Source organism: Bradyrhizobium icense (assembly GCF_001693385.1).
Lineage (GTDB): Bacteria > Pseudomonadota > Alphaproteobacteria > Rhizobiales > Xanthobacteraceae > Bradyrhizobium > Bradyrhizobium icense.
In genome coordinates this window covers 1,174,246-1,193,619 of record NZ_CP016428.1, presented here as the reverse complement: position 1 = coordinate 1,193,619, position 19,374 = coordinate 1,174,246, and the positions used below count along the sequence as shown (strand labels likewise).

Genomic DNA, 19,374 nt, shown 5'->3' with positions numbered 1-19,374 from the left:
CTGCATATTCAGATTTTTTCGTGAGGGAGAACAATGACCCGGGCGTTTGCTTTGCTGTTTGCGGCGATCACGATGCTGGTGGGGAGCGGCCAGGCGCAGGCCCAAGGTCTCTTTCAAGGCTTCTTTGAAGACTCGCGCGACATCATGGGCGGCGGCCCCGGTTTCTTCCGACCCGGCATGCCCAGCGGTGCAAGCCCGATCCCGCGCCAGACCGTGTACTTCACCGGCAATTACGCGCCCGGCACGATTCTCATCAACACCGCCGAGCGCAGGCTCTATCTCGTGCTCGGCAACGGCCAGGCGATCCGCTACGGCATCGGCGTCGGCCGGGACGGCTTCCGCTGGAGCGGAACCCACCGTATCACCGCGAAGAAGGAATGGCCGAGCTGGACACCGCCGGCTCAGATGCTCAGGCGCCGGCCCGATCTGCCGCGCCACATGGCCGGCGGCATCGACAACCCGCTCGGCGCGCGGGCGATGTATCTGGGATCGACGCTGTACCGCATCCACGGCTCCAACGAGCCCGAGACGATCGGACAGGCGGTCTCGTCCGGCTGCTTCCGCATGACCAATGAGGACGTGACCGATCTCTATAGCCGCGTCCGCATCGGCACGCCGGTTATCGTGAGGAATTAGACTTATAGCCATCCCGGAATTGGGCGGTCATGCGCGCAAGCGCGTGATCGAGCCTTTCAAGCCTTGCACGCGCGCGCCAATTGCTGCAGCGTCATTGGAATGCGCACGCCCCGCCGATTCCTGTATGTACGGACGCTAGCGGCTGCCTTGGGCGCCGTTGCGGTCGGCGAAACCTTCGCGCCGTACACGGCCTTCGCCGACATTCCCGCCATCGCGCAGCGCCAGCACACCGAGAAGAAGATCTTCACCGACAGCGAGATCGTCGAAGGCTTTCTGAAGGTCGCGTTCGGCGCCGAATATCATCTCGCCGGCCGCGTTGACCGCATCCGCAAATATGACGTCCCGGTGCGGGTGTTTGCCGACGGCACGCGCGCCGACCGCAAGGCGCAGCTTGCGAAGATCGTGGCCGACATCGCCGAACGCGTTCAGCACCTCGACATCGCCATGGCCGGAACCAACGAAGACGCCAATGTGCGGGTCAAGCTGGTGCGCGACCGCGATCTGCAGCGTACCATCGCGACCTTCTATGGCAGCGAGCGGGCGCGCGAGATTCGCTCTTCGCTCGACCCGCAATGCCTGTCCGGCTTTCGCAAGAACGAGAAATTCGAGATCGAGCATTCCGACGTGATCCTCACCGTCGACAATGGCGACTTCGTCTTTTTCGATTGTGCCTATGAGGAATTGCTGCAGTCGCTCGGACCGATCAACGATACCCCGAGCGTGCCCTGGACCATGTTCAACGACAATGTGTCGATGGGCTATTTCGACATTTACGATCAGTATCTGTTGAACCTTCTCTACGATCCCCGAATCAAACCCGGCATGACCGTTGAGGAGGTCAGCGCGCTGCTGCCGGATGTGCTGGCCGACGTGCGCGCCTGGGTGCGGAAGGTCAACAACCTGCCGCAGTGACCAACCGCGCTCCGGCCCCGGCCCCGGCCGCCAAATCGGCGGCTATTCACCTTTTTCCAGTGACAACGCCAAGTTTCATCAATGAAAACTTGTGACTTCCAAGAGCAAATCCTGTCTAATGGGGTTTATGGACGCTTCCCATAAGTCTTCCAAATGAACGACCTGCCGCGAATCCAGGCCTTGCGCTGCTTCATCACCGTGGCCCGCGAAGGCACGGTTTCGCGGGCGGCCACCTTGCTGCATTTGACCCAGCCTGCCGTCAGCCTGCAATTGAAGGGCCTGGAGGAGAGCACCGGGCTGCAGCTTTTCAACCGGACGCCGGGCGGTTTTACCCTGACGGAGGCGGGCGCCGCCCTGCTGCCGCTGGCGCACCGGACGGTCTCGGCGGCGGCAGATTTCAGGACGGCGGCGGATTCCTTGCGCGAATCGCTGCGGGGCACGCTACGCGTCGGCACGATTCAGGATCCCGAGTCGATCCGCCTCGGCCCGTTCGTGCGAAGCCTCGCTACGTCCTCGAAGAGGACCGAAGTCTTCCTCCGCTATGGCATGACCGACGACGTGCTGGCGCAGATCGGCAAGGGCGAGCTCGATGTCGGGTATTATGTCGATGCTACGCCCGCCGAATGCCGGGTGTCGGGGACGCTTTCCGAACGCACCATCGACGATGGCAAGTTCCAGCTCATGGCACTGACGCGCTTCGATTACCGCGTGATCGCGCCGTCCGAATGGAGCTGCAAGGTGCTGGGCAAGGACTGGGCCGCCCTCGCCGACCTGCCCTGGATTGCGACGCCGCATGACTCCGCGCATCGGAGGCTGCTCGACGACGTGTTCCGGCCTATGGGCTCATCGCCGAAGCGCGTTGCATTCGCCGATCAGGAAGAAGCCATGATCGACTTCGTCGAATCCGGCAGCGGCCTCAGCCTCGCCCGCGACAGCATGCTCGACCGCATCACGCGCAAGCGGAATTTCGTGATCGCCGACAGGGTGGCGCTGACCTGCGATCTCAGCTTCGCCTGCCTGACGTCGCGGCGCCACGAGCCGATAATCTCGAAAGCCTTCTCGGCCATGCAGGCGGTATGGGACTTAAAGCCGGCGGGTGCGGCGCCCGCGCCGATCGAAGCGGAAAGATCACGGAATAGCGCCCGCAGGTAAGCGGGGGCGGGTCAGGACTTGCCGTCGCAGATCGATTTCAGCGATCGCCATTCCTCTGATGTCAGCAGCGGCGGCCCGCTGGCTGGCCGGTCTTGCCGGCTCATCCGCGCCAAGCGGTCCTCGCTCAGCGGATGGGTGGAGATGATGGAGAGGCCCTTGCCTTCCTTTCCGGTGACCCGGAGCAGCAATTCCCCGGTCGGCTTCGCCGGCCGGCCGAGCCGGTGCATGACGTCGATCGCAAAACTGTCGGCGTCGGTCTCGGCCTCGCGCGAATGGGACGACGTCACCAGCGTGCGCGAGCCGAAGATCAGGGCGCTGGAGCCCGTGATGTCGCCGAACAGCAAACCGATCAGGAACGAGGTGCCGCCATTGTGGATCAGTCCGCGCATGCTGTCGCGGTGCTTGAGATGGCCGAGCTCATGGGCCAGCACGCCCGCGATCTCATCGGCGTTCTCGGCCTTCGCCAACAATCCGTTGAACAGATAGACCTTGCCGCCCGGCAGCGCGAAGGCATTGGGAACCGAACTCGACAGCACGCCCGACTGCACCGACGTATCGAGGCCCGCGGATTCCCGAAGCGCGGTGACGAGTTTTGTGAAGGCCTTCTGGCCGGCGGCATTATCGCACACCTTGGCATCGAACATCGTCTTGACCTGGCTGTCTGCGACGTCGCCGAGCCGCCGCTCGAACGCTTCGGGCACCAGCGGCGTGAGGCGGTCAGCCGCGAGCGGAAGTCCGAACAGCACCACGGCGACGATCGAAGCCGCGGCCGCGAGCGACCAGCCGACGATGGCGGCAACGCCGCGGCGGCCGATCATGTGGTCATCGATGTTGGCGCAGCGCGAGACGAGTTCGTTGGCAAGCCCCGTATCGCGAACCTCCAGCCGCGCCAGCGCGGGCGCGGTCAGGCAGCTCAGGCGCAGAATGCCGGCCGGACTGTCGGCGCGGCGGATATCGGCGTAGACCCACGCCGCCAGCGTTTGTTCGCCCTCGTTGATTTCGATCCGCTCGGCAAAGCGGAGCGTCACCATGCGCCGCCGGTTCGACGTTCCGTCGAAATAGGCCACCGAACCGAGCGTGGTCGATTTTGCAGGCGTTGGTATATCGCTATCCATGACCATCAGGACTCTGAAGCCTTAGAAGCCGCCGACATCGAGGCCGTCGGCAAATCCTTCGCCGAGCGCGCTGGCCATTCCGCCGCGCGCCGAAACATTGGCGGCCGCCTCGATACCGCTGACGTTGACCGACCCGAGCACCCTGACCCAGAGGTCACGCAAAAGATAGACCCGGATCACGACATTCATCGCCAGCGCGAAGACCAGATAGCCGATGCCCGCGAGCACCAGAAGCGGAATGCTCTTCGCGAATTCCTGCGACTTGAAGAACTCGCTGAATGAATCCCCGCTCATGCTGGCGACCAATGCTGCCGACAGCGCCAGATAGGCCGAGAACACCAATCCGAGCACGACGATCCAGCCGATGACTTTCCAGTACAGGCCGATCAAGGCGCTCTTGGGCAAGGAGGATTCGACACGGACATCTCCGAAGCGAATGCCCGACAGCCACCAGCGCCATTCGATCGCCTTGAAGGCTCCGTAAATGAACGGCGCGAGCGGGAACACGTAAAACGCAATCGGCGTAAGCAGCCACAGCCACCAGCCGCGCTTGAAGAACTCCCAGCCGCGGCCCTCGAAACGGCCCTGCAGCTCGCCGTAGAAGGTGTGGCGCATCTTGTAGCGTTCGAGCGCGGCCGTTCGCCACGGCAGCGCCAGCCCGAGGGTCACCGCCGACAACAAGCCCCACAGGGACGCTTGCAAGGCGTAGATCCAGCCCGAGCCGGTCATCCAGAACCGCAGGCCGCGCCACACCGTGCGCGTCAGCCGGTAGCGCCGCGCGCGGTAGATCGCGAACTGCCCGAATACGTAGAAGAACGCGACCAGCGGAATGCTGGCGAACGCCTGGATATGCTCGGCCTCGAGGCCGATCAGAAAATAGCCGAGATAGACCGGCACCAGGATCGCGAGCGCGACCAGAAATCCGATCAGCAATTCCTTGCCGCGGCCGGTATATTCCGCGGCGTCGCCATCGACATGGGTATTGGCCCAGAGATGGCGGCGCATGTCGGTGAGCAGCCAGAACCGGTAGAAGCCGAGGGTCACGAATTCAAGGCCCGCGCCGCGCTTGACCAGATCGAAGAAATCGCCACGGCCGCCCGAAAACGCCACCGGCATCGGCGGCGGTACCGGTGAAGGCATCGGCGGCGGCACCAGCGGGGGCCAGCTCATCTGGTTCATGGTTCAACTCCAGCGCGAACGGTAGCGGATCAAACCACAGATTGGCCAGCCAGTGTGTGACTCAGGTCCCACAGGTGCGTTGAAGTCTGCGGGTTTGGAGCCAGGCGTAGCCGTCGCGCCACATTGGCACCACCTGCGTTGCGAGCCCCTCGCCCCAACCTTCTCCCCGCAAGAGCGGGAAGGAGCGAAGGCTACGCCGTTTTCTCGAACAGCTCCCGCCCGATCAGCATGCGGCGGATTTCGCTGGTGCCGGCGCCGATCTCGTAGAGTTTGGCGTCGCGCAGCAGCCGTCCGGTCGGGTAGTCGTTGATATAGCCGTTGCCGCCGAGGAGCTGGATGGCGTCGAGCGCGCATTGCGTGGCTTTTTCCGCCGCATAGAGAATTGCGCCCGCGGCGTCCTCGCGCGTGGTCTCGCCGCGGTCGCAGGCTTTGGCCACCGCGTAGACATAGGCGCGCGAGGCGTTCATCGTGGTGTACATGTCGGCGATCTTGCCCTGCACCAGTTGGAAGGTGCCGATCGGCTCGCCGAACTGCTTGCGCTCGTGCACGTAGGGCAGCACCACGTCCATGCAGGCCTGCATGATTCCGATCGGGCCGGCCGCCAGCACCGCGCGCTCATAGTCGAGGCCGCTCATCAAGACGTTGACGCCGCGGCCGACCTCGCTCAGCACATTCTCCTCCGGCACCTCGCAATCCTCGAACAGCAGTTCGCAGGTGTCGGAGCCGCGCATGCCGAGCTTGTCGAGTTTTTGCGCGGTGGAAAATCCCTTCATGCCCTTTTCGATGAGGAAGGCGGTGATGCCGCGGGGACCTGCCTGGGCATCGGTCCTGGCGTAGACCACCAGCGTATCCGCCACCGGCCCGTTGGTGATCCACATCTTGTTGCCGTTCAGCACAAAGCGATCGCCCTTCTTCTCGGCCCGCGTCTTCATCGAGACCACGTCCGAACCGGCCCCCGGCTCCGACATCGCGAGCGAGCCGACATGCTCGCCCGAGATCAGCTTTGGCAGGTATTTGCGCTTCTGCGCCTCGTTGCCGTTGCGGCGGATCTGGTTGACGCAGAGGTTGGAGTGGGCGCCATACGACAGGCCGACGGAAGCTGACGCCCGCGAGATTTCTTCCAGCGCGATACAGTGCTCGAGATAGCCGAGGCCGGCGCCGCCATATTCCTCTTCCACCGTAATGCCGTGCAGGCCGAGCGCGCCGATCTTCGGCCAGAGGTCGCGCGGGAACTGATTGCTGCGGTCGATTTCGGCGGCGCGCGGGGCGATCTCGTTTTGCGAAAATGAATGCACCGTCTCGCGAATGGCGTCCGCAGTCTCGCCAAGATCGAAGTTGAACATCCGATGGGCGTTGGGAATCATGGCCGCCTCCCGGCGAATTAAACGTTGTTTCAAACAGACTTAGTACCCGGGCCTACACTTGTCACGAGCCGAAATACGCGCGCGACCGCCCACGATGGGCCAGCACTGCGATGAGGCCAAATGCGCCCAACTCGCCCTTGCGCCGGGGCACGGCTCGGGATGTAATAGGGTAAAACATCACCCGTTCGGCATGCTTCGCGCGGGGAATCAGGGAGAGCGGCTCATGCACGGAACCATCGATCTCGCCGGAGATTCTCACCTGCGCGCCGCGCGCGATGCGGCACAGTCGATGCCGCTGGCGGATTTCGATGTCGGCAATCCCGAACTGTTCCAGAACGATTCCTTCTGGCCGTATTTCGACCGGCTGCGCCGGGACGACCCGGTGCATTACTGCAGGGACAGCATGTTCGGGCCGTACTGGTCGGTAACCAAGTACAACGACATCATGGACGTCGAGACCAACCACGCGGTGTTCTCGTCGGCGTCGTCGCTCGGCGGCATCACCATTCGCGACGTCGCGCCGGACCTGCGCCGCGAAAGTTTCATCGCGATGGACCAGCCCCGCCATAGCGCGCAACGCAAGACCGTGGCGCCGATGTTCACGCCGACGCATCTCGACCAGCTCGCGATCAACATCCGCAAGCGCTCCGCCGAATGCCTCGACAACCTTCCGAAGAACGAAACGTTCGACTGGGTCGATCAGGTCTCGATCGAGCTCACCACGCAGATGCTCGCCGTGTTGTTCGACTTCCCCTGGGAAGACCGCCGCAAGCTGACGCGCTGGTCCGATATCGCAACCACTATTCCCCATCCGGGCGGCCTCGTCGAGACCGAGGACCAGCGGCAGGCCGAGCTGCTGGAATGCGCGACCTATTTCGCAAGACTGTGGAAGGAGCGCATCAACCAGCCGCCGAAGAGCGACCTGTTGTCGATGATGGCGCATAGCGATGCTACCCGCGACATGGACCCGAAGAATTTTCTCGGCAATCTGATCCTGCTGATCGTCGGCGGCAACGATACCACCCGCAACACGCTTTCTGGCAGCGTCTATGCGCTGAACAAGAATCCGGATCAGTATCAGAAGCTCCGCGACAACCCGGACCTGATCGATAGTTTCGTCCCCGAAGTGATCCGCTGGCAGACGCCGCTGGCGCATATGCGCCGCACCGCGCTCGAAGACATCGAATTCCGCGGGCGTCAGATCAGGAAGGGCGACAAGGTCGTGATGTGGTACGTCTCGGGCAACCGCGACGAGGACGTGATCGACCATCCCTACGAGTTCATCATCGACCGCGCTCGCCCCCGCACCCACCTTTCCTTCGGCTTCGGCATCCACCGTTGCGTCGGAATCAGGCTGGCGGAGCTGCAACTTCGGATTATCTGGGAAGAAATCCTCAAGCGGTACGATAATATTGAGGTGGTCGGCGAACCGAAGCGGGTATATTCGAGTTTCGTCAAGGGCTACGAGACCCTGCCGGTCCGCATCGCCGCCTAGCCGCGCTCACGCTCACCCGGGATGATCGAATTATGAACGTCCAAACTGCCATCAGAGCCGACAAACAAGAGCTTTTGCGCGCCGCGCGCGAGGAAGCCTATTCGACGCCGCTGAAGGATTTTCATCCCGGTGCGCCAAAGCTTTTCCAGAACGACACGCTGTGGCCGTGGTTCGAGCGGTTGCGCAAGGAAGAGCCGGTGCACTACTGCGAGAACTCGCCGATCGAGCCCTACTGGTCGGTGACCAGGTACAACGACATCATGCATGTCGACACCAACCACGGCATCTTCTCTTCCGACTCCACGCTCGGCGGCATCTCGATCCGCGACGTGCCGCCCGGCTACGACTATCCGAGCTTCATCGCGATGGACCAGCCCAGGCACTCGGCGCAGCGCAAGACGGTGTCGCCGATGTTCACGCCGACGCATCTGGATGAACTGGCCAAACTGATCCGAGAACGCTCGCAGAAGGTGCTGGACAATCTGCCGCGCAACGAGACCTTCAACTTCGTCGAGCGCGTCTCGATCGAACTGACGACGCAGATGCTGGCGACGCTGTTCGATTTCCCATGGGAGGAGCGGCGCAAGCTGACGCGCTGGTCCGACGTCTCGACCGCGCTGCCCAAGAGCGGCGTCGTGGAATCGCCCGAGCAGCGACGCCGGGAGATGGATGAATGCTACGCCTATTTCTCAAAACTCTGGAACGAGCGCGTCAACGCGCCGCCGAAGAACGACCTGCTGTCGATGATGGCGCACAGCGACGCGACGCGGCACATGGACCCCGACAATCTGATGGGCAACATCATCCTGTTGATCGTTGGCGGCAACGACACCACGCGCAACACCATGAGCGGCTCGGTGCTGGCGCTGAACGAGCACCCCGACCAGTATCAGAAGCTGCGCGAAAATCCCGCGCTGATCGATTCCATGGTGCCGGAAGTGATCCGCTGGCAGACGCCGCTCGCCCACATGCGCCGCACCGCCCTGGTCGATACCGAGATCGGGGATAAGAAGATCAAAAAGGGCGATCGCGTCGTGATGTGGTACGTCTCGGGCAACCGCGACGAGGAAGGCATCGATCGGCCCGATGAATTCATCATCGACCGCGCCCGTCCCCGCACCCATCTGTCGTTCGGCTTCGGCATCCATCGCTGCGTCGGCATGCGGCTTGCCGAGCTGCAGCTGAGGATCGTCTGGGAAGAAATGCTCAAACGCTTCGACCGCATCGAGGTGGTCGGCGAGCCGAAGCGGGTCTATTCGAGCTTCGTGCGCGGCATCGAGCAGTTGCCGGTCCGCATTCCGGGGTGAGCGACGAGCTCAGCCCGCCTGATCTTGCGCGCGTGCGGTGGCACTTCAGGTGTTAGAGCCGCGCGATTTCGCAAGCCACACCAGGGCGATAGCCAGCACACCGGTGCCGATTACAAGCCAAAGCGAAGCTTGTCTGCCGGTCAGCGTATAAGCCAGCAGGAAGCACATAAACCACATTGCGCCGATAGCTGGAACGATAGCGCGAAGATGAGTTGGCATCAGGGACGCTCGAACTACCTTTGATTGTACTTCGGACGCTACCTATAGCGTCTTCGCGACGATTGAAGAAGCGGTATTTAGCAAGTTTTGATTGAAAATGGCCGCAGCCAACTATTTATATGCGCTAGTCTCGAAAGTGGGTTAGGACGTGATCTGACATCGCCAACCAAAACTTCTCAGCAAGCCAACCGACGTACTCCCGCCCGCGCTTGCGAAGCCTGCTTCTGCTCAATGATCTGATATCGCCCAGCCGCTTCGGCAGGCCCCACAAAACTGTTGCCGTCGACTTGCCGGTCGCGCAGGGCCGGGTTGATCGCAGCCGCGGAAACCACCGGCGTGTGGCGATGACCGAGCATGCAGTGGTGATCGCCGGAGGAGGTCCGACAGGGCTGATGCTGGCCGGCGAGCTGGCGCTGGCTGATATCGACGTCGCCATTGTCGAGCGGCGCCCTGACCGGGAATTCGCCGGGTCGCGCGGGCGGTCTGCACGCACGCACCATCGAGGTTCTCGATCAGCGCGGAATTGCCGACCGGTTTCTCTCGCTCCCACCGCCGTATTGATCAGGCTGGACGGATATGTCGCCTGGGTGGGGGACCAAACTGAGCTCGGGCTTGCTGACACGCTATCCACCTGGTTCGGACTGTCTGCTGCAGCGTAACTGCATAGGTTTTGCCGCGGCCTCTCGCTGATCGACAGGCCAGCCCGCCCTCATCCGCCCCTGAATCGAAAGCTGATATCGTCCGGCTCACCCGCAACGTCGGCTTTAGGGCCAAAGGCAGAATTGGCGTGAGCCGCTTTTCCCTGATCGTTGCGTTGGATCAAAACATCGCGCTTGTCGGCAGCGAGTATGTAGACGCGTCCGGGAACAAGGAGCCTTCCGTGCTGCCCTTTACGTCTGAGCAATTCCTCGCAGTTTTTGGGAATTATAACAGCGCCATCTGGCCCGTGCAGATAGCAGCCTATTTGCTCGGCGGCGTCGTGGCTGCGTTGCTCTTTCTCAAAACACGAGAAGCAGACCGCATCATTGCAGGCATTTTAGCATCGATGTGGTTGTGGACTGGAATTGGCTATCACGGCCTTTGGTTCTCCGCGATCAACCAAGCCGCGTATCTCTTTGCTGCGTTGTTCGTCGTCCAAGGCTGCTATATTTTCTATTCAGGCTTCTCGCACCAAATTCACTTCGGTCCACGACCAGACATGGCGAGCTGGGCAGGAATGGCGTTCATTGCCTACGCTGCAATTGTCTACCCACTGATTGGCGTGGCCACGGGCCGCTCCTATCCACACATGCCAATGTTTGGCATCACGCCTTGCCCGGTGACTATCTTTACATTTGGACTCTTTCTGCTGACCACGAGCCCGGTGCCACGCTGGCTCCTCGTTGTCCCTTTTGTCTGGTCATTGATCGGCGGCAGCGCGGCCATTCTTCTCAACGTGCCGCAGGATTGGTTCCTTCTCGCGAGTGGTTTCATCGCAGCGCCACTGATCGTCTTTCGGGATAGGCTGGCAATCCGGGCTGCCGGAAATCCCAGTTCCGCTTAGGTCGCAATCGGATCTTGGCCCTGCCCTATCCTGTGTCTGCGCGACCCTCGAATGCGGACATCGCTGCCGACGGCGTTCGATTCCCTTTGTGCCAGCAAGAGCATCGCCATCTCGCTTGCGCAGGTTCGACAGCTCCATTCGGAAGAGAGTGCACAATCGCGTCGGGTCGGACTGCGACCGAACGCAACTGCCACGTCACCCGCCTTGACAAAAAAATTTGTCAATATACCCTACCGCCATGATCGATATCGAAGTGATCAGCGATCCGGCGGTTGCAGTTGCCGCCCTTGACCCTATCCGAAGCGCGTTGCTGGCCGAACTCGCCGAGCCCGCGTCGGCGGCGATCCTGGCAACGCGCCTGGGGTTGCCTCGCCAGAAGGTGAACTATCATCTGCGCGCGCTCGAAGCCTGCAGGCTGGTCGAGGTCGCGGACGAACGGCAATGGGGCGGATTGACCGAGCGGTTGCTGGTGTTGTCGGCCAAGTCGTTCGTTGTTTCGCCAGAGGCGTTAGGCGCGGTCGCAGCCGATCCGAAGCGCAGCAAGGATCAGCTCGCGGCCAGCTATCTGATCGCACTCGGTGCCCGGATCGTTCGCGAAGTCGGCGATCTCTGGAAACGCGCAACGAAAGCCGACAAGCAGCTTGCGACCTTGTCGATCGATGCAGAGATTCGCTTCGCCTCCCCCGCCGCTCGCGCGGCGTTCACGAGCGAGCTGACGCAGGCCATCACAAAACTGGTCAGCCGCTACCACGATGCGAGCACTTCGGGTGGCCGTAATCATCGATTGGTGATCGTGTCTCATCCCTTGCCTCAAACGTCTCACTGAAAGGACAGACCATGCCCGTGAAGAAGGAACCGTCTGGCCGTCGCAGCGTCGAAGCCAAGGTTGAGGTCCCCGGCACACCCGAAGAGGTGTGGCAGGCGATCGCGACAGGTCCCGGCATCTCGTCGTGGTTTGTGCCGACGACGTTGGACGAGAAAGTCGGCGGCAACACCAAATCGAGCTTTGGCCCCGGAATGGATTCCGAGGCCAGGATCACCGCCTGGGAGCCGGCCAAGCGTTTCGTTGCCGAAACAGAGGAAGGACCTGGCACAGTAGCCACCGAGTGGACCGTCGAAGCCAAGGACGGCGGCACCTGTGTGGTCCGGGTCGTTCATAGCTGGTTCGCCAATACGGACGATTGGGACGGCCAGTTCGAGGGACACACCTACGGCTGGATCGCATTCTTCCAGAACCTGCGACTCTATCTGGAGCAATTCCGTGGGCAACAGTCGACGACAGTGGCCCTTTCCGCGATGTCGAACGACAGCGATGCCTGGAGCCGCTTGGTCGGTCCGCTCGGATTGGCTGACGCAAGCGCCGGCGCACGCTTTGCGACACCGGCTGGGACGCCCGAGCTACGCGGCGTCGTGGAAGTCGTCAATCCTCCGCAGTGGCCAGGGCTGCAATTGCTGCTCGAACACCCCGCACCCGCCATCGCACATCTCTTTGCCATGCCGATCGGAGGGCCGATCCTGCTGACGGTCCGTCTCTATCTCTACGGAGACGCCGGGCGCAGCGTGGCCGATCATGTCGAGGCCGACTGGCGGCGCTGGCTTGATCGTCAATTTCCGCCGCAGACGTAGCGGCGGATGATGGCGGTCATTCCGGCGAGCCACTAAGCGGCGTTGGCAAGTTGGCGCGACATGGACACGATGGCGTGCATGGTCTCGGCCGGTGCCAGCGTCGGATGGAGATGCGTGCCCAGAACCTCGCAACGGCGGCACCTCTCCGTCAACGATGATGACGCAACGGCAGGGTAGCCTGTGCGCGAGATCTGCGACCAGCACACTCGCAGAGCTGTGACCGACCAATATCGGCTCGTGGAACGACGTGATGCGCTGAAGCAGGTGGGACGTCCAGTCACGCCAGGGCGGCGGCTGGTCGTCGAGAACATCTGGAATCTGGACAGCGTGTCCTGATTTCCGCAACTGCTCTGCTGTAGAGGCTCCCAGCTCGACGCCCGAACCAACGGACCGGGCACCAGAACGAAATTGAGACTCATACGAATTCCGCAACCAAAATTGTGGCCCGCGCTATGATACCGCCCCGCGTTGCGAGGATACAAGTTGGAAGCACAACCTCGCGGCCAACCATCTCGCCTTCATCGAGCTCGCTTCAATTCGAGGTTGGCTGCGTGCCCATCAGTCCCCCGCCCTGGCCTGCTCCGCCCTATACAATTGCGGCATTACTGCTGTAGCCAGATGCGAATGCCCGGCTGAATCGTTTTGTCCTAAGTCAATCCTTAAGGCCCGCACATCGGCTCAGGCGAGCTTGATGTCCCAGAGGCCCTCTTCGCGGCAGGCGATCAGTTCGTCGCGGAGCAATTCGGTGACTAGCGCAATCGCAGTCGAGCCGGGATGATCGATGGGAGCAGCAAGGGTCAGTTCGCGCATCGGCGATGGCTTTGATATCGCCGCGGTTTCCAGCCGGCCGCTGGCGACCTCGTTGCGCACCGAGGAAGGCGGCAACAGCGTGTATCCCAGCCCTTCCTCGACGAGGCTGGTCAGCACCCGGAACGAGTCCGCCTCCAGCTTGACGTCGAGTTTCACTTTCTTCTTCGCCGCCGCCTGCTCGATCAGCGCGCGGAGCCCGTGCGAATGACTGGGCAGCACAAGACGCTGCCGCAGCAGCCAGCCGATATCGACCTGCTTCTTCTCCGACAACCCGCTGCCGCGCGGCCCGACGGCGACGATGGGGTCGCGGCCGAGGCTTTGCACGGAAAGATGCAGGTCGCTCGACGGGCCGTAGATCAGCGCCAGATCCATCTCGCCTCGGTGCAGCCATTCCATCAGATGGCCGCTGTAGCTTTCGACGATGCAGAGCGAAATGCCGGGATATTTGTCGACGGTGCGCCGCGCGAGCCGCGCCGAAATCACGCAGCTCACGGTCGGCACCAGCCCAAGCACCACCCGGCCCGAGGGCGGGCCGCCGGCGGACTGGATCTCGTCGCGCACCTGGTCGATCTGCCGGACGATGCCGGCGGTGCGCGCCAGCAAAAGCCGGCCGGCGTCGGTCAGCACCATGCCGCGGCCGTTCCGCGTGAACAGCTCGGCCCGCAATTCGTGTTCGAGCAACTTGATCTGGCGGCTCAGCGCCGGCTGCGCCACGCGCAGCGTGTCGGAGGCCTTGCTGAGGCTGCCGAGCTCGGCCACGCAACTGAAGGTCCTGAGCTGCCGGATATCCATCGCTTGCCATTCTTCGAAGGCAGGTTCATACGCTATAACAATTCAGCATAGGAGACCGGCGATCGTTTCACAACGGCCCGCATCCTTAAAGCAATTGACATCAACCCGCATCCATCGCCAGAAAACCCAATGACCGGACAAGAACAACAAGACGAATTCCACGACATCCGCGACGCCGTCGCCAAGCTCTGCGCCCAGTTCCCCGGCGAATACTGGCGCAAGCTCGATCGCCAGATGGCGTATCCGAAGGAGTTCGTCGATGCGCTGACGGAAGCCGGCTACCTCTCGGTGCTGATCCCCGAGGAGTATGGCGGCTCGGGGCTGAAATTGTCGGCGGCGGCCGCGATCCTGGAAGAGATCCAGCGTGCAGGCTGCAACGGCGGCGGCTGCCACGCCCAGATGTACACGATGGGCACCGTGCTGCGGCACGGCAACGACGCCCAGAAGGCGAAATACCTGCCCGGGATCGCCAGCGGCAAATTGCGGCTGCAGGCGTTCGGCGTCACCGAGCCGACCAGCGGCACCGATACTTCCTCGCTGAAGACCGTCGCCAGGCGTGACGGCGACCACTACGTCGTCAACGGCCAGAAGATCTGGACCAGCCGCGCCGAACATTCCGACCTGATGATTCTGCTCGCGCGCACCACGCCGAAGGAACAGGCAAAGAAGCGCACCGATGGGCTTTCCGTGTTCATCGTCGACATGCGCGAGGTGAAGGGAAAGGGGCTGGAGATCCGCCCGATCCGCACCATGATGAACCACGCCACGACGGAGGTGTTCTTCACGGACATGCGCGTGCCCGCCGAAAACCTGATCGGCGACGAGGGCAAGGGCTTTCGCTACATCCTCTCCGGCATGAACGCCGAGCGTATTCTCATTGCGGCCGAATGCATCGGCGACGCCAAATGGTTCATTGCAAAAGCGACCGCCTACGCCAAGGAGCGTGCCGTATTCGGCCGTCCGATCGGCCAGAACCAGGGCATTCAGTTCCCGATCGCAAAAGCCTACGCCGCGATGCGCGCTGCTGAACTAATGGTGAAGGAAGCCACCCGCAAATATGAGGCCGGGCTCGATTGCGGCGCGGAGGCCAACATGGCCAAGATGCTGGCGGCGGATGCGTCGTGGGAGGCGGCGAACGCCTGCGTGCAGACCCATGGCGGCTTCGGCTTTGCGGAGGAATACGACGTCGAGCGCAAGTTCCGCGAAACGCGGCTCTATCAGGTGGCGCCGATCTCGACCAATCTGATCCTGTCCTACGTCGCCGAGCACGTGCTCGGCATGCCCCGCTCCTACTGAGAACGTCAGATGCTGCCATTGGAAGGATTGATCGTCGTCTCCGTCGAACAGGCCGTTGCCGCGCCGTTCTGCAGCTCGCGGCTGGCGGACGCCGGCGCGCATGTCGTCAAGGTCGAGCGGCCCGAGGGCGATTTCGCCCGCGGCTATGATGCAGCCGCCAAGGGCCAGAGCAGCTATTTCGTCTGGCTCAACCGCGGCAAGAATTCGCAGGTGATCGATCTCGCCACCAAGGAAGGCCGCGCCGCGCTCGAAGAGCTGATTGCCAGCGCCGACGTGCTGCTGCAGAACCTCAAGCCCGGCTCGATGGACAAGCTCGGCTTCTCGCTGGAACGCCTGAAGAAGGATTATCCCGCGCTGATCTGCTGCACCATCTCCGGCTATGGCGACGAGGGCCCCTATGCCGACCGCAAGGCCTATGATCTACTGATCCAGGCCGAGAGTGGCCTCGCCTCGATCACCGGCGGCCCCGAAGGGCCGTCACGCGTCGGCATCTCCGTCGTCGATATCGCGACCGGCGCCACCGCGCATGCCGCGATCCTAGAAGCGCTGATCGCGCGCGGGCGCAGCGGCAAGGGCGCCGATATCCGCATCTCGATGTTCGACGTGATGGCCGACTGGATGGCGGTGCCGCTGATCAATTCGGAAGCCGGCAATCCGCCGAAGCGGATGGCGCTGGCCCATCCCTCGATCGCGCCCTATGGCGTGTTCAATTCCAGGGACGGCAAGGGCATTTTGATCTCGATCCAGAGCGAGCGCGAGTGGAAGAAGCTCTGCGCCGAGGTGCTCGACCAGCCCGACCTGCCGAATGATCCGCGGTTCGCCAACATGGTCGAGCGCGTGCGCAATCGCCAGCTCACCGACAAGGTGGTCGCCGACAGCTTTGCCGCAATGACGCGCATCGAACTCCTCAAGCGCCTCGACGCCGCTGACATCGCCTTCGCCGAGGTCAACACCATGGCCGACCTCTCGGTACATCCGCATCTGCGCCGCATCGAGGTCGATACGCCGAACGGCAAGGTGAGTTACGCCGCCCCCGCCGCGATCTTCGTCGGCGAGCCGAGACACTATGGCGCCGTGCCGGCGATCGGCGACCACGTTGAACTTCCCAAGGCCCCTCGCGTGCGGAGCCGCCAGTCGTGACAGAAGCCCTCAACCTCGACCATCTGCGCCAATGGATCGGCCGCAGCACGGAAGCAAGCGACATCGTCACCGCGCAACTCGTGAAGGGCCTGCGCGCGACATTGTTCCAGGACATCGGCGACCCGAAACCCGGCGATGCCGCGCCATGGACCACGCATTGGTGCCTGGCCCAGCCGGTATTTCCGATGTCGCAGCTCGGCCCCGACGGTCACCCGACCCGTGGCGGTTTCCTGCCGCCGGTGCCGCTGCCGCGCCGGATGTGGGCCGGCGGCGAAATCGAATTCCTCCAGCCGTTGCGCGTCGGCGATGAATCGACCCGCACCTCGCGCATTTCAGACGTGACCATGAAGACGGGTTCGACAGGCGTGCTGTGCTTCGTTTCCGTCGAACACACCATCACGACACCGCGCGGAGTTGCCATCCGCGAACGGCAGGACATCGTTTATCGCGAGATGGGCAGCGCTGCCCCCGCTTCGCCGCCGAAAGCCCCTCCGCCGCCACCCGTCGCAAGGCATCGCGAAACCCATGTCAGCGATCCCGTGCTGCTGTTTCGCTATTCGGCGCTGACCTTCAACGGCCATCGCATCCACTACGACCGCGACTACGTCACCAAGGTCGAGGGCTATCCCGGCCTGATCTTCCACGGCCCGCTGCAGGCGGCGCTGATCGTCGAATTCGCCGCAAAACTTCACGGCGACTCAGCGCCGAAGAAGTTCAGCTATCGCGGCGTGCAGCCGCTGTTCGAAGGCAGCGAGTTCTCGATCAACGCCAACGAAACCCACGCCGGCATGGAGCTGTGGATCGCGAATGCGGAAGGGCAGCCGACCATGAAGGGCACGGCGACGTGGTTGTAGTTTGAAGCCGTCATTCCGGGGCGATGCGAAGCATCGAACTAAGATGTGCTATTGCACATCTGAGAATCTCGAGATTCCGGGTCTGGTGCTAGCGCACCATCCCGGAATGACGGTCTAGCTCTGGGAGTCCCAATGTCATCCCGCAAACCAGCCAAGCCCGCCACCACCTCGCTCACCGTCAAGGACGCCACCTTCAGCCTGCTCCGCGCGTTCGGCATCAAGCGCGTGTTCGGCAATCCCGGCTCGACCGAACTGCCCTTCCTCAGCGACTGGCCCGACGACATCGATTACGTGCTCGGCCTGCAGGAAGCTTCCGTAGTCGGCATGGCCGATGGCTATGCGCAGGCGACCCGCAACGCCGGCTTCGTCAACCTGCATTCCGGCGCCGGCGTCGGCAATGCGCTCGGCAACATCTACACCGCCCACCGCAACCAGACCCCGCTCGTGATCACCGCCGGCCAGCAGGCGCGCTCGATCCTGCCGCTGCAGGCTTTCCTCTATGCCGAGCGCGCCTCGGAATTTCCGCGGCCCTATGTCAAATACAGCGTCGAGCCGGCGCGCGCCGAAGATGTGCCGGCGGCGATCGCGCGCGCCTATTACGTCGCGATGCAGCCGCCCTGCGGGCCGACCTTCGTCTCGATCCCGATCGACGACTGGACGCGCCCCACGCAGCCGATCGAAGCCCGCCACGTCAGCCGCGAGCTCGGGCCCGATCCACAAGCGATGAAGGCTCTGGTCGCAGCACTGACGGCCAGCAAGCGTCCGGCCCTCGTCGTCGGCCCTGCCGTCGACCGTGCCGAAGCCGTCGATCTGATGGCGAAGGTGGCGGAAAAGGCGAAGGCCGCTGTCTGGATCAGCCCGTTCTCGGCGCGCTGCTCGTTCCCGGAACGCCATCCGCAGTTCGCCGGCTTTTTGCACGCCGCGCCGGGACAGCTATCTGACGCGCTGCGCGACCATGACCTCGTGGTGGTGATCGGCGCGCCGGTGTTCACGTTCCATGTCGAGGGCCATGCCGCGATCTTCGACGGCGCAACCACGATCTTCCAGATCACCGACGATCCCGATGCCGCCGCGGTTACGCCGGCGGGCGCCAGCATCGTCGCGACCATGAAGCCGGCGCTTGCGATGCTACTCGACCTGCTGCCGGAAACCGCGCGTGCGATCCCGACGGGCCGCGTGCTGCCGCCGGCGCCAACGGCGGCCGATCCGCTTCCGGTCGAATTCCTGCTGCACTCCCTGTCCCAAGCCATGCCCGCCGGTGCAGTGCTAGTTGAGGAAGCCCCCTCGCATCGCCCGACGATGCAAAAGTTCATGCCGATGCGCGGCCAGGACAGTTTTTATACCATGGCGAGCGGCGGCCTCGGCTACGGCCTGCCCGCCGCGGTCGGCATCGCGCTCGGACGCCCCGGCATCCGCACCGTCTGCCTGATCGGCGACGGCTCGGCGATGTACTCGATCCAGGCGCTGTGGACCGCGGCGCAGCGCAACCTGCCGCTCACGGTCGTGGTCATCAATAACGCCGGCTACGGCGCGATGCGCTCGTTCAGCCAGGTGATGCAGGTGCGCAATGTGCCGGGCCTGGAACTGCCCGGCATCGATTTCGTGAAACTCGCGGAAAGCATGGGCTGCCACGCCGCGCGGGTGACGAACTCGGCCGAGCTTCCGGGCGCGTTTAGCGACGGACTTTCACATACCGGCACCAGCCTGATCGAGGTGATGGTGGATTCAACCGTGTCGCTGCTCTACGCGCAGAAGGGTTGAGGCAGGGCTGAGTTCCCTCTCCCGCTTGCGGGAGCTCATGAGACCTCATTTGACTCAAAGGCTCGACAATTCACCCGCGAGTTCCATGCGCGGCATTACTTGACGTTGCTCTACGTTCGCACGAGAATTCAGCATGGGGCAACCATGGAGTGAACGCCATGAAACAGCCAAGC

Annotated in this window: 17 protein-coding genes and 1 pseudogene; 14 read left to right on the top strand and 4 right to left on the bottom strand. The window is 63.0% G+C overall.

Features of this window, described 5'->3' with window-relative positions:
- Positions 1-33: 33 nt before the first annotated feature.
- The 3 genes from LMTR13_RS05680 (at position 34) to LMTR13_RS05670 (ending at position 2,700) form a co-directional block, all read left to right on the top strand.
- Complete coding sequence (locus LMTR13_RS05680) at positions 34-636, top strand: L,D-transpeptidase (RefSeq protein WP_065727036.1); 603 nt, start codon at positions 34-36, stop codon at positions 634-636.
- A gap of 99 nt (positions 637-735) precedes the next feature.
- Entirely contained in the window at positions 736-1,548 is an 813-nt protein-coding gene (locus LMTR13_RS05675; RefSeq protein WP_083218749.1) for a DUF2927 domain-containing protein, read from the top strand.
- Between the two features lie 153 nt (positions 1,549-1,701).
- A complete protein-coding gene (locus tag LMTR13_RS05670; RefSeq protein ID WP_065727034.1) occupies positions 1,702-2,700 on the top strand; it encodes a LysR family transcriptional regulator in 999 nt (332 codons plus the stop codon).
- Positions 2,701-2,711: 11 nt separating this feature from the next.
- On the opposite strand, the gene LMTR13_RS05665 is transcribed toward LMTR13_RS05670, so the two are convergent.
- The 3 genes from LMTR13_RS05665 to LMTR13_RS05655 all read right to left on the bottom strand — a co-directional run bounded on the left by LMTR13_RS05665 (position 2,712) and on the right by LMTR13_RS05655 (position 6,358).
- The gene (locus tag LMTR13_RS05665; RefSeq protein ID WP_156795963.1) at positions 2,712-3,815 is read right to left on the bottom strand and encodes a M48 family metallopeptidase; all 1,104 of its coding nucleotides are present in this window, start codon (positions 3,813-3,815) and stop codon (positions 2,712-2,714) included.
- A 21-nt stretch (positions 3,816-3,836) separates the two neighbouring features.
- Complete coding sequence (locus tag LMTR13_RS05660) at positions 3,837-4,994, bottom strand: DUF898 family protein (protein WP_065727032.1); 1,158 nt, start codon at positions 4,992-4,994, stop codon at positions 3,837-3,839.
- A gap of 191 nt (positions 4,995-5,185) precedes the next feature.
- On the bottom strand, positions 5,186-6,358 hold the full coding sequence (locus LMTR13_RS05655) for an isovaleryl-CoA dehydrogenase (protein ID WP_065727031.1): 1,173 nt from the start codon (positions 6,356-6,358) through the stop codon (positions 5,186-5,188).
- Between the two features lie 223 nt (positions 6,359-6,581).
- On the opposite strand from LMTR13_RS05655, the gene LMTR13_RS05650 reads away from it, so the two are divergent.
- From LMTR13_RS05650 to LMTR13_RS05625, 7 genes and pseudogenes are all read left to right on the top strand, one after another.
- Positions 6,582-7,853, top strand: coding sequence for a cytochrome P450 (locus LMTR13_RS05650; protein WP_065727030.1), 1,272 nt, complete (start codon positions 6,582-6,584; stop codon positions 7,851-7,853).
- Positions 7,854-7,885: 32 nt separating this feature from the next.
- Positions 7,886-9,160 carry a cytochrome P450 gene (locus tag LMTR13_RS05645; protein WP_065727029.1) on the top strand — a complete coding sequence of 425 codons (1,275 nt, stop codon included), beginning with the start codon at positions 7,886-7,888 and terminating at the stop codon, positions 9,158-9,160.
- A gap of 563 nt (positions 9,161-9,723) precedes the next feature.
- Positions 9,724-9,922 (top strand): annotated as a pseudogene (locus tag LMTR13_RS38685) (FAD-dependent monooxygenase); the annotation flags it as partial.
- 14 nt (positions 9,923-9,936) lie between these two features.
- Positions 9,937-10,038 carry a hypothetical protein gene (locus LMTR13_RS43265; RefSeq protein WP_335622066.1) on the top strand — a complete coding sequence of 34 codons (102 nt, stop codon included), beginning with the start codon at positions 9,937-9,939 and terminating at the stop codon, positions 10,036-10,038.
- A gap of 128 nt (positions 10,039-10,166) precedes the next feature.
- Positions 10,167-10,922 (top strand): DUF6064 family protein, encoded by a 756-nt coding sequence (locus LMTR13_RS05635; protein ID WP_236843285.1) that lies wholly within the window; start codon positions 10,167-10,169, stop codon positions 10,920-10,922.
- Between the two features lie 238 nt (positions 10,923-11,160).
- Complete coding sequence (locus tag LMTR13_RS05630) at positions 11,161-11,748, top strand: winged helix-turn-helix domain-containing protein (protein WP_065727027.1); 588 nt, start codon at positions 11,161-11,163, stop codon at positions 11,746-11,748.
- 11 nt (positions 11,749-11,759) lie between these two features.
- Positions 11,760-12,548 carry an SRPBCC family protein gene (locus tag LMTR13_RS05625; RefSeq protein ID WP_065727026.1) on the top strand — a complete coding sequence of 263 codons (789 nt, stop codon included), beginning with the start codon at positions 11,760-11,762 and terminating at the stop codon, positions 12,546-12,548.
- A gap of 678 nt (positions 12,549-13,226) precedes the next feature.
- Here the strand turns inward: LMTR13_RS05625 and LMTR13_RS05620 are convergent.
- Positions 13,227-14,150: a LysR family transcriptional regulator gene (locus tag LMTR13_RS05620; RefSeq protein ID WP_065727025.1), complete on the bottom strand. Its 924-nt coding sequence runs from the start codon at positions 14,148-14,150 to the stop codon at positions 13,227-13,229.
- Between the two features lie 129 nt (positions 14,151-14,279).
- Here LMTR13_RS05620 and LMTR13_RS05615 point away from each other — a divergent pair, with 129 nt between their 5' ends.
- The 4 genes from LMTR13_RS05615 (at position 14,280) to mdlC (ending at position 19,201) form a co-directional block, all read left to right on the top strand.
- Entirely contained in the window at positions 14,280-15,446 is a 1,167-nt protein-coding gene (locus LMTR13_RS05615; protein ID WP_065727024.1) for an acyl-CoA dehydrogenase family protein, read from the top strand.
- Between the two features lie 9 nt (positions 15,447-15,455).
- Positions 15,456-16,586, top strand: coding sequence for a CaiB/BaiF CoA transferase family protein (locus LMTR13_RS05610; RefSeq protein ID WP_065727023.1), 1,131 nt, complete (start codon positions 15,456-15,458; stop codon positions 16,584-16,586).
- Positions 16,583-17,440 carry an HTD2 family dehydratase gene (locus tag LMTR13_RS05605; RefSeq protein ID WP_065727022.1) on the top strand — a complete coding sequence of 286 codons (858 nt, stop codon included), beginning with the start codon at positions 16,583-16,585 and terminating at the stop codon, positions 17,438-17,440. The genes LMTR13_RS05610 and LMTR13_RS05605 overlap by 4 nt, the downstream gene beginning before the upstream one ends.
- A 132-nt stretch (positions 17,441-17,572) precedes the next feature.
- The gene (gene mdlC / locus LMTR13_RS05600) at positions 17,573-19,201 is read left to right on the top strand and encodes a benzoylformate decarboxylase (protein WP_065727021.1); all 1,629 of its coding nucleotides are present in this window, start codon (positions 17,573-17,575) and stop codon (positions 19,199-19,201) included.
- Positions 19,202-19,374 lie beyond the last annotated feature (173 nt).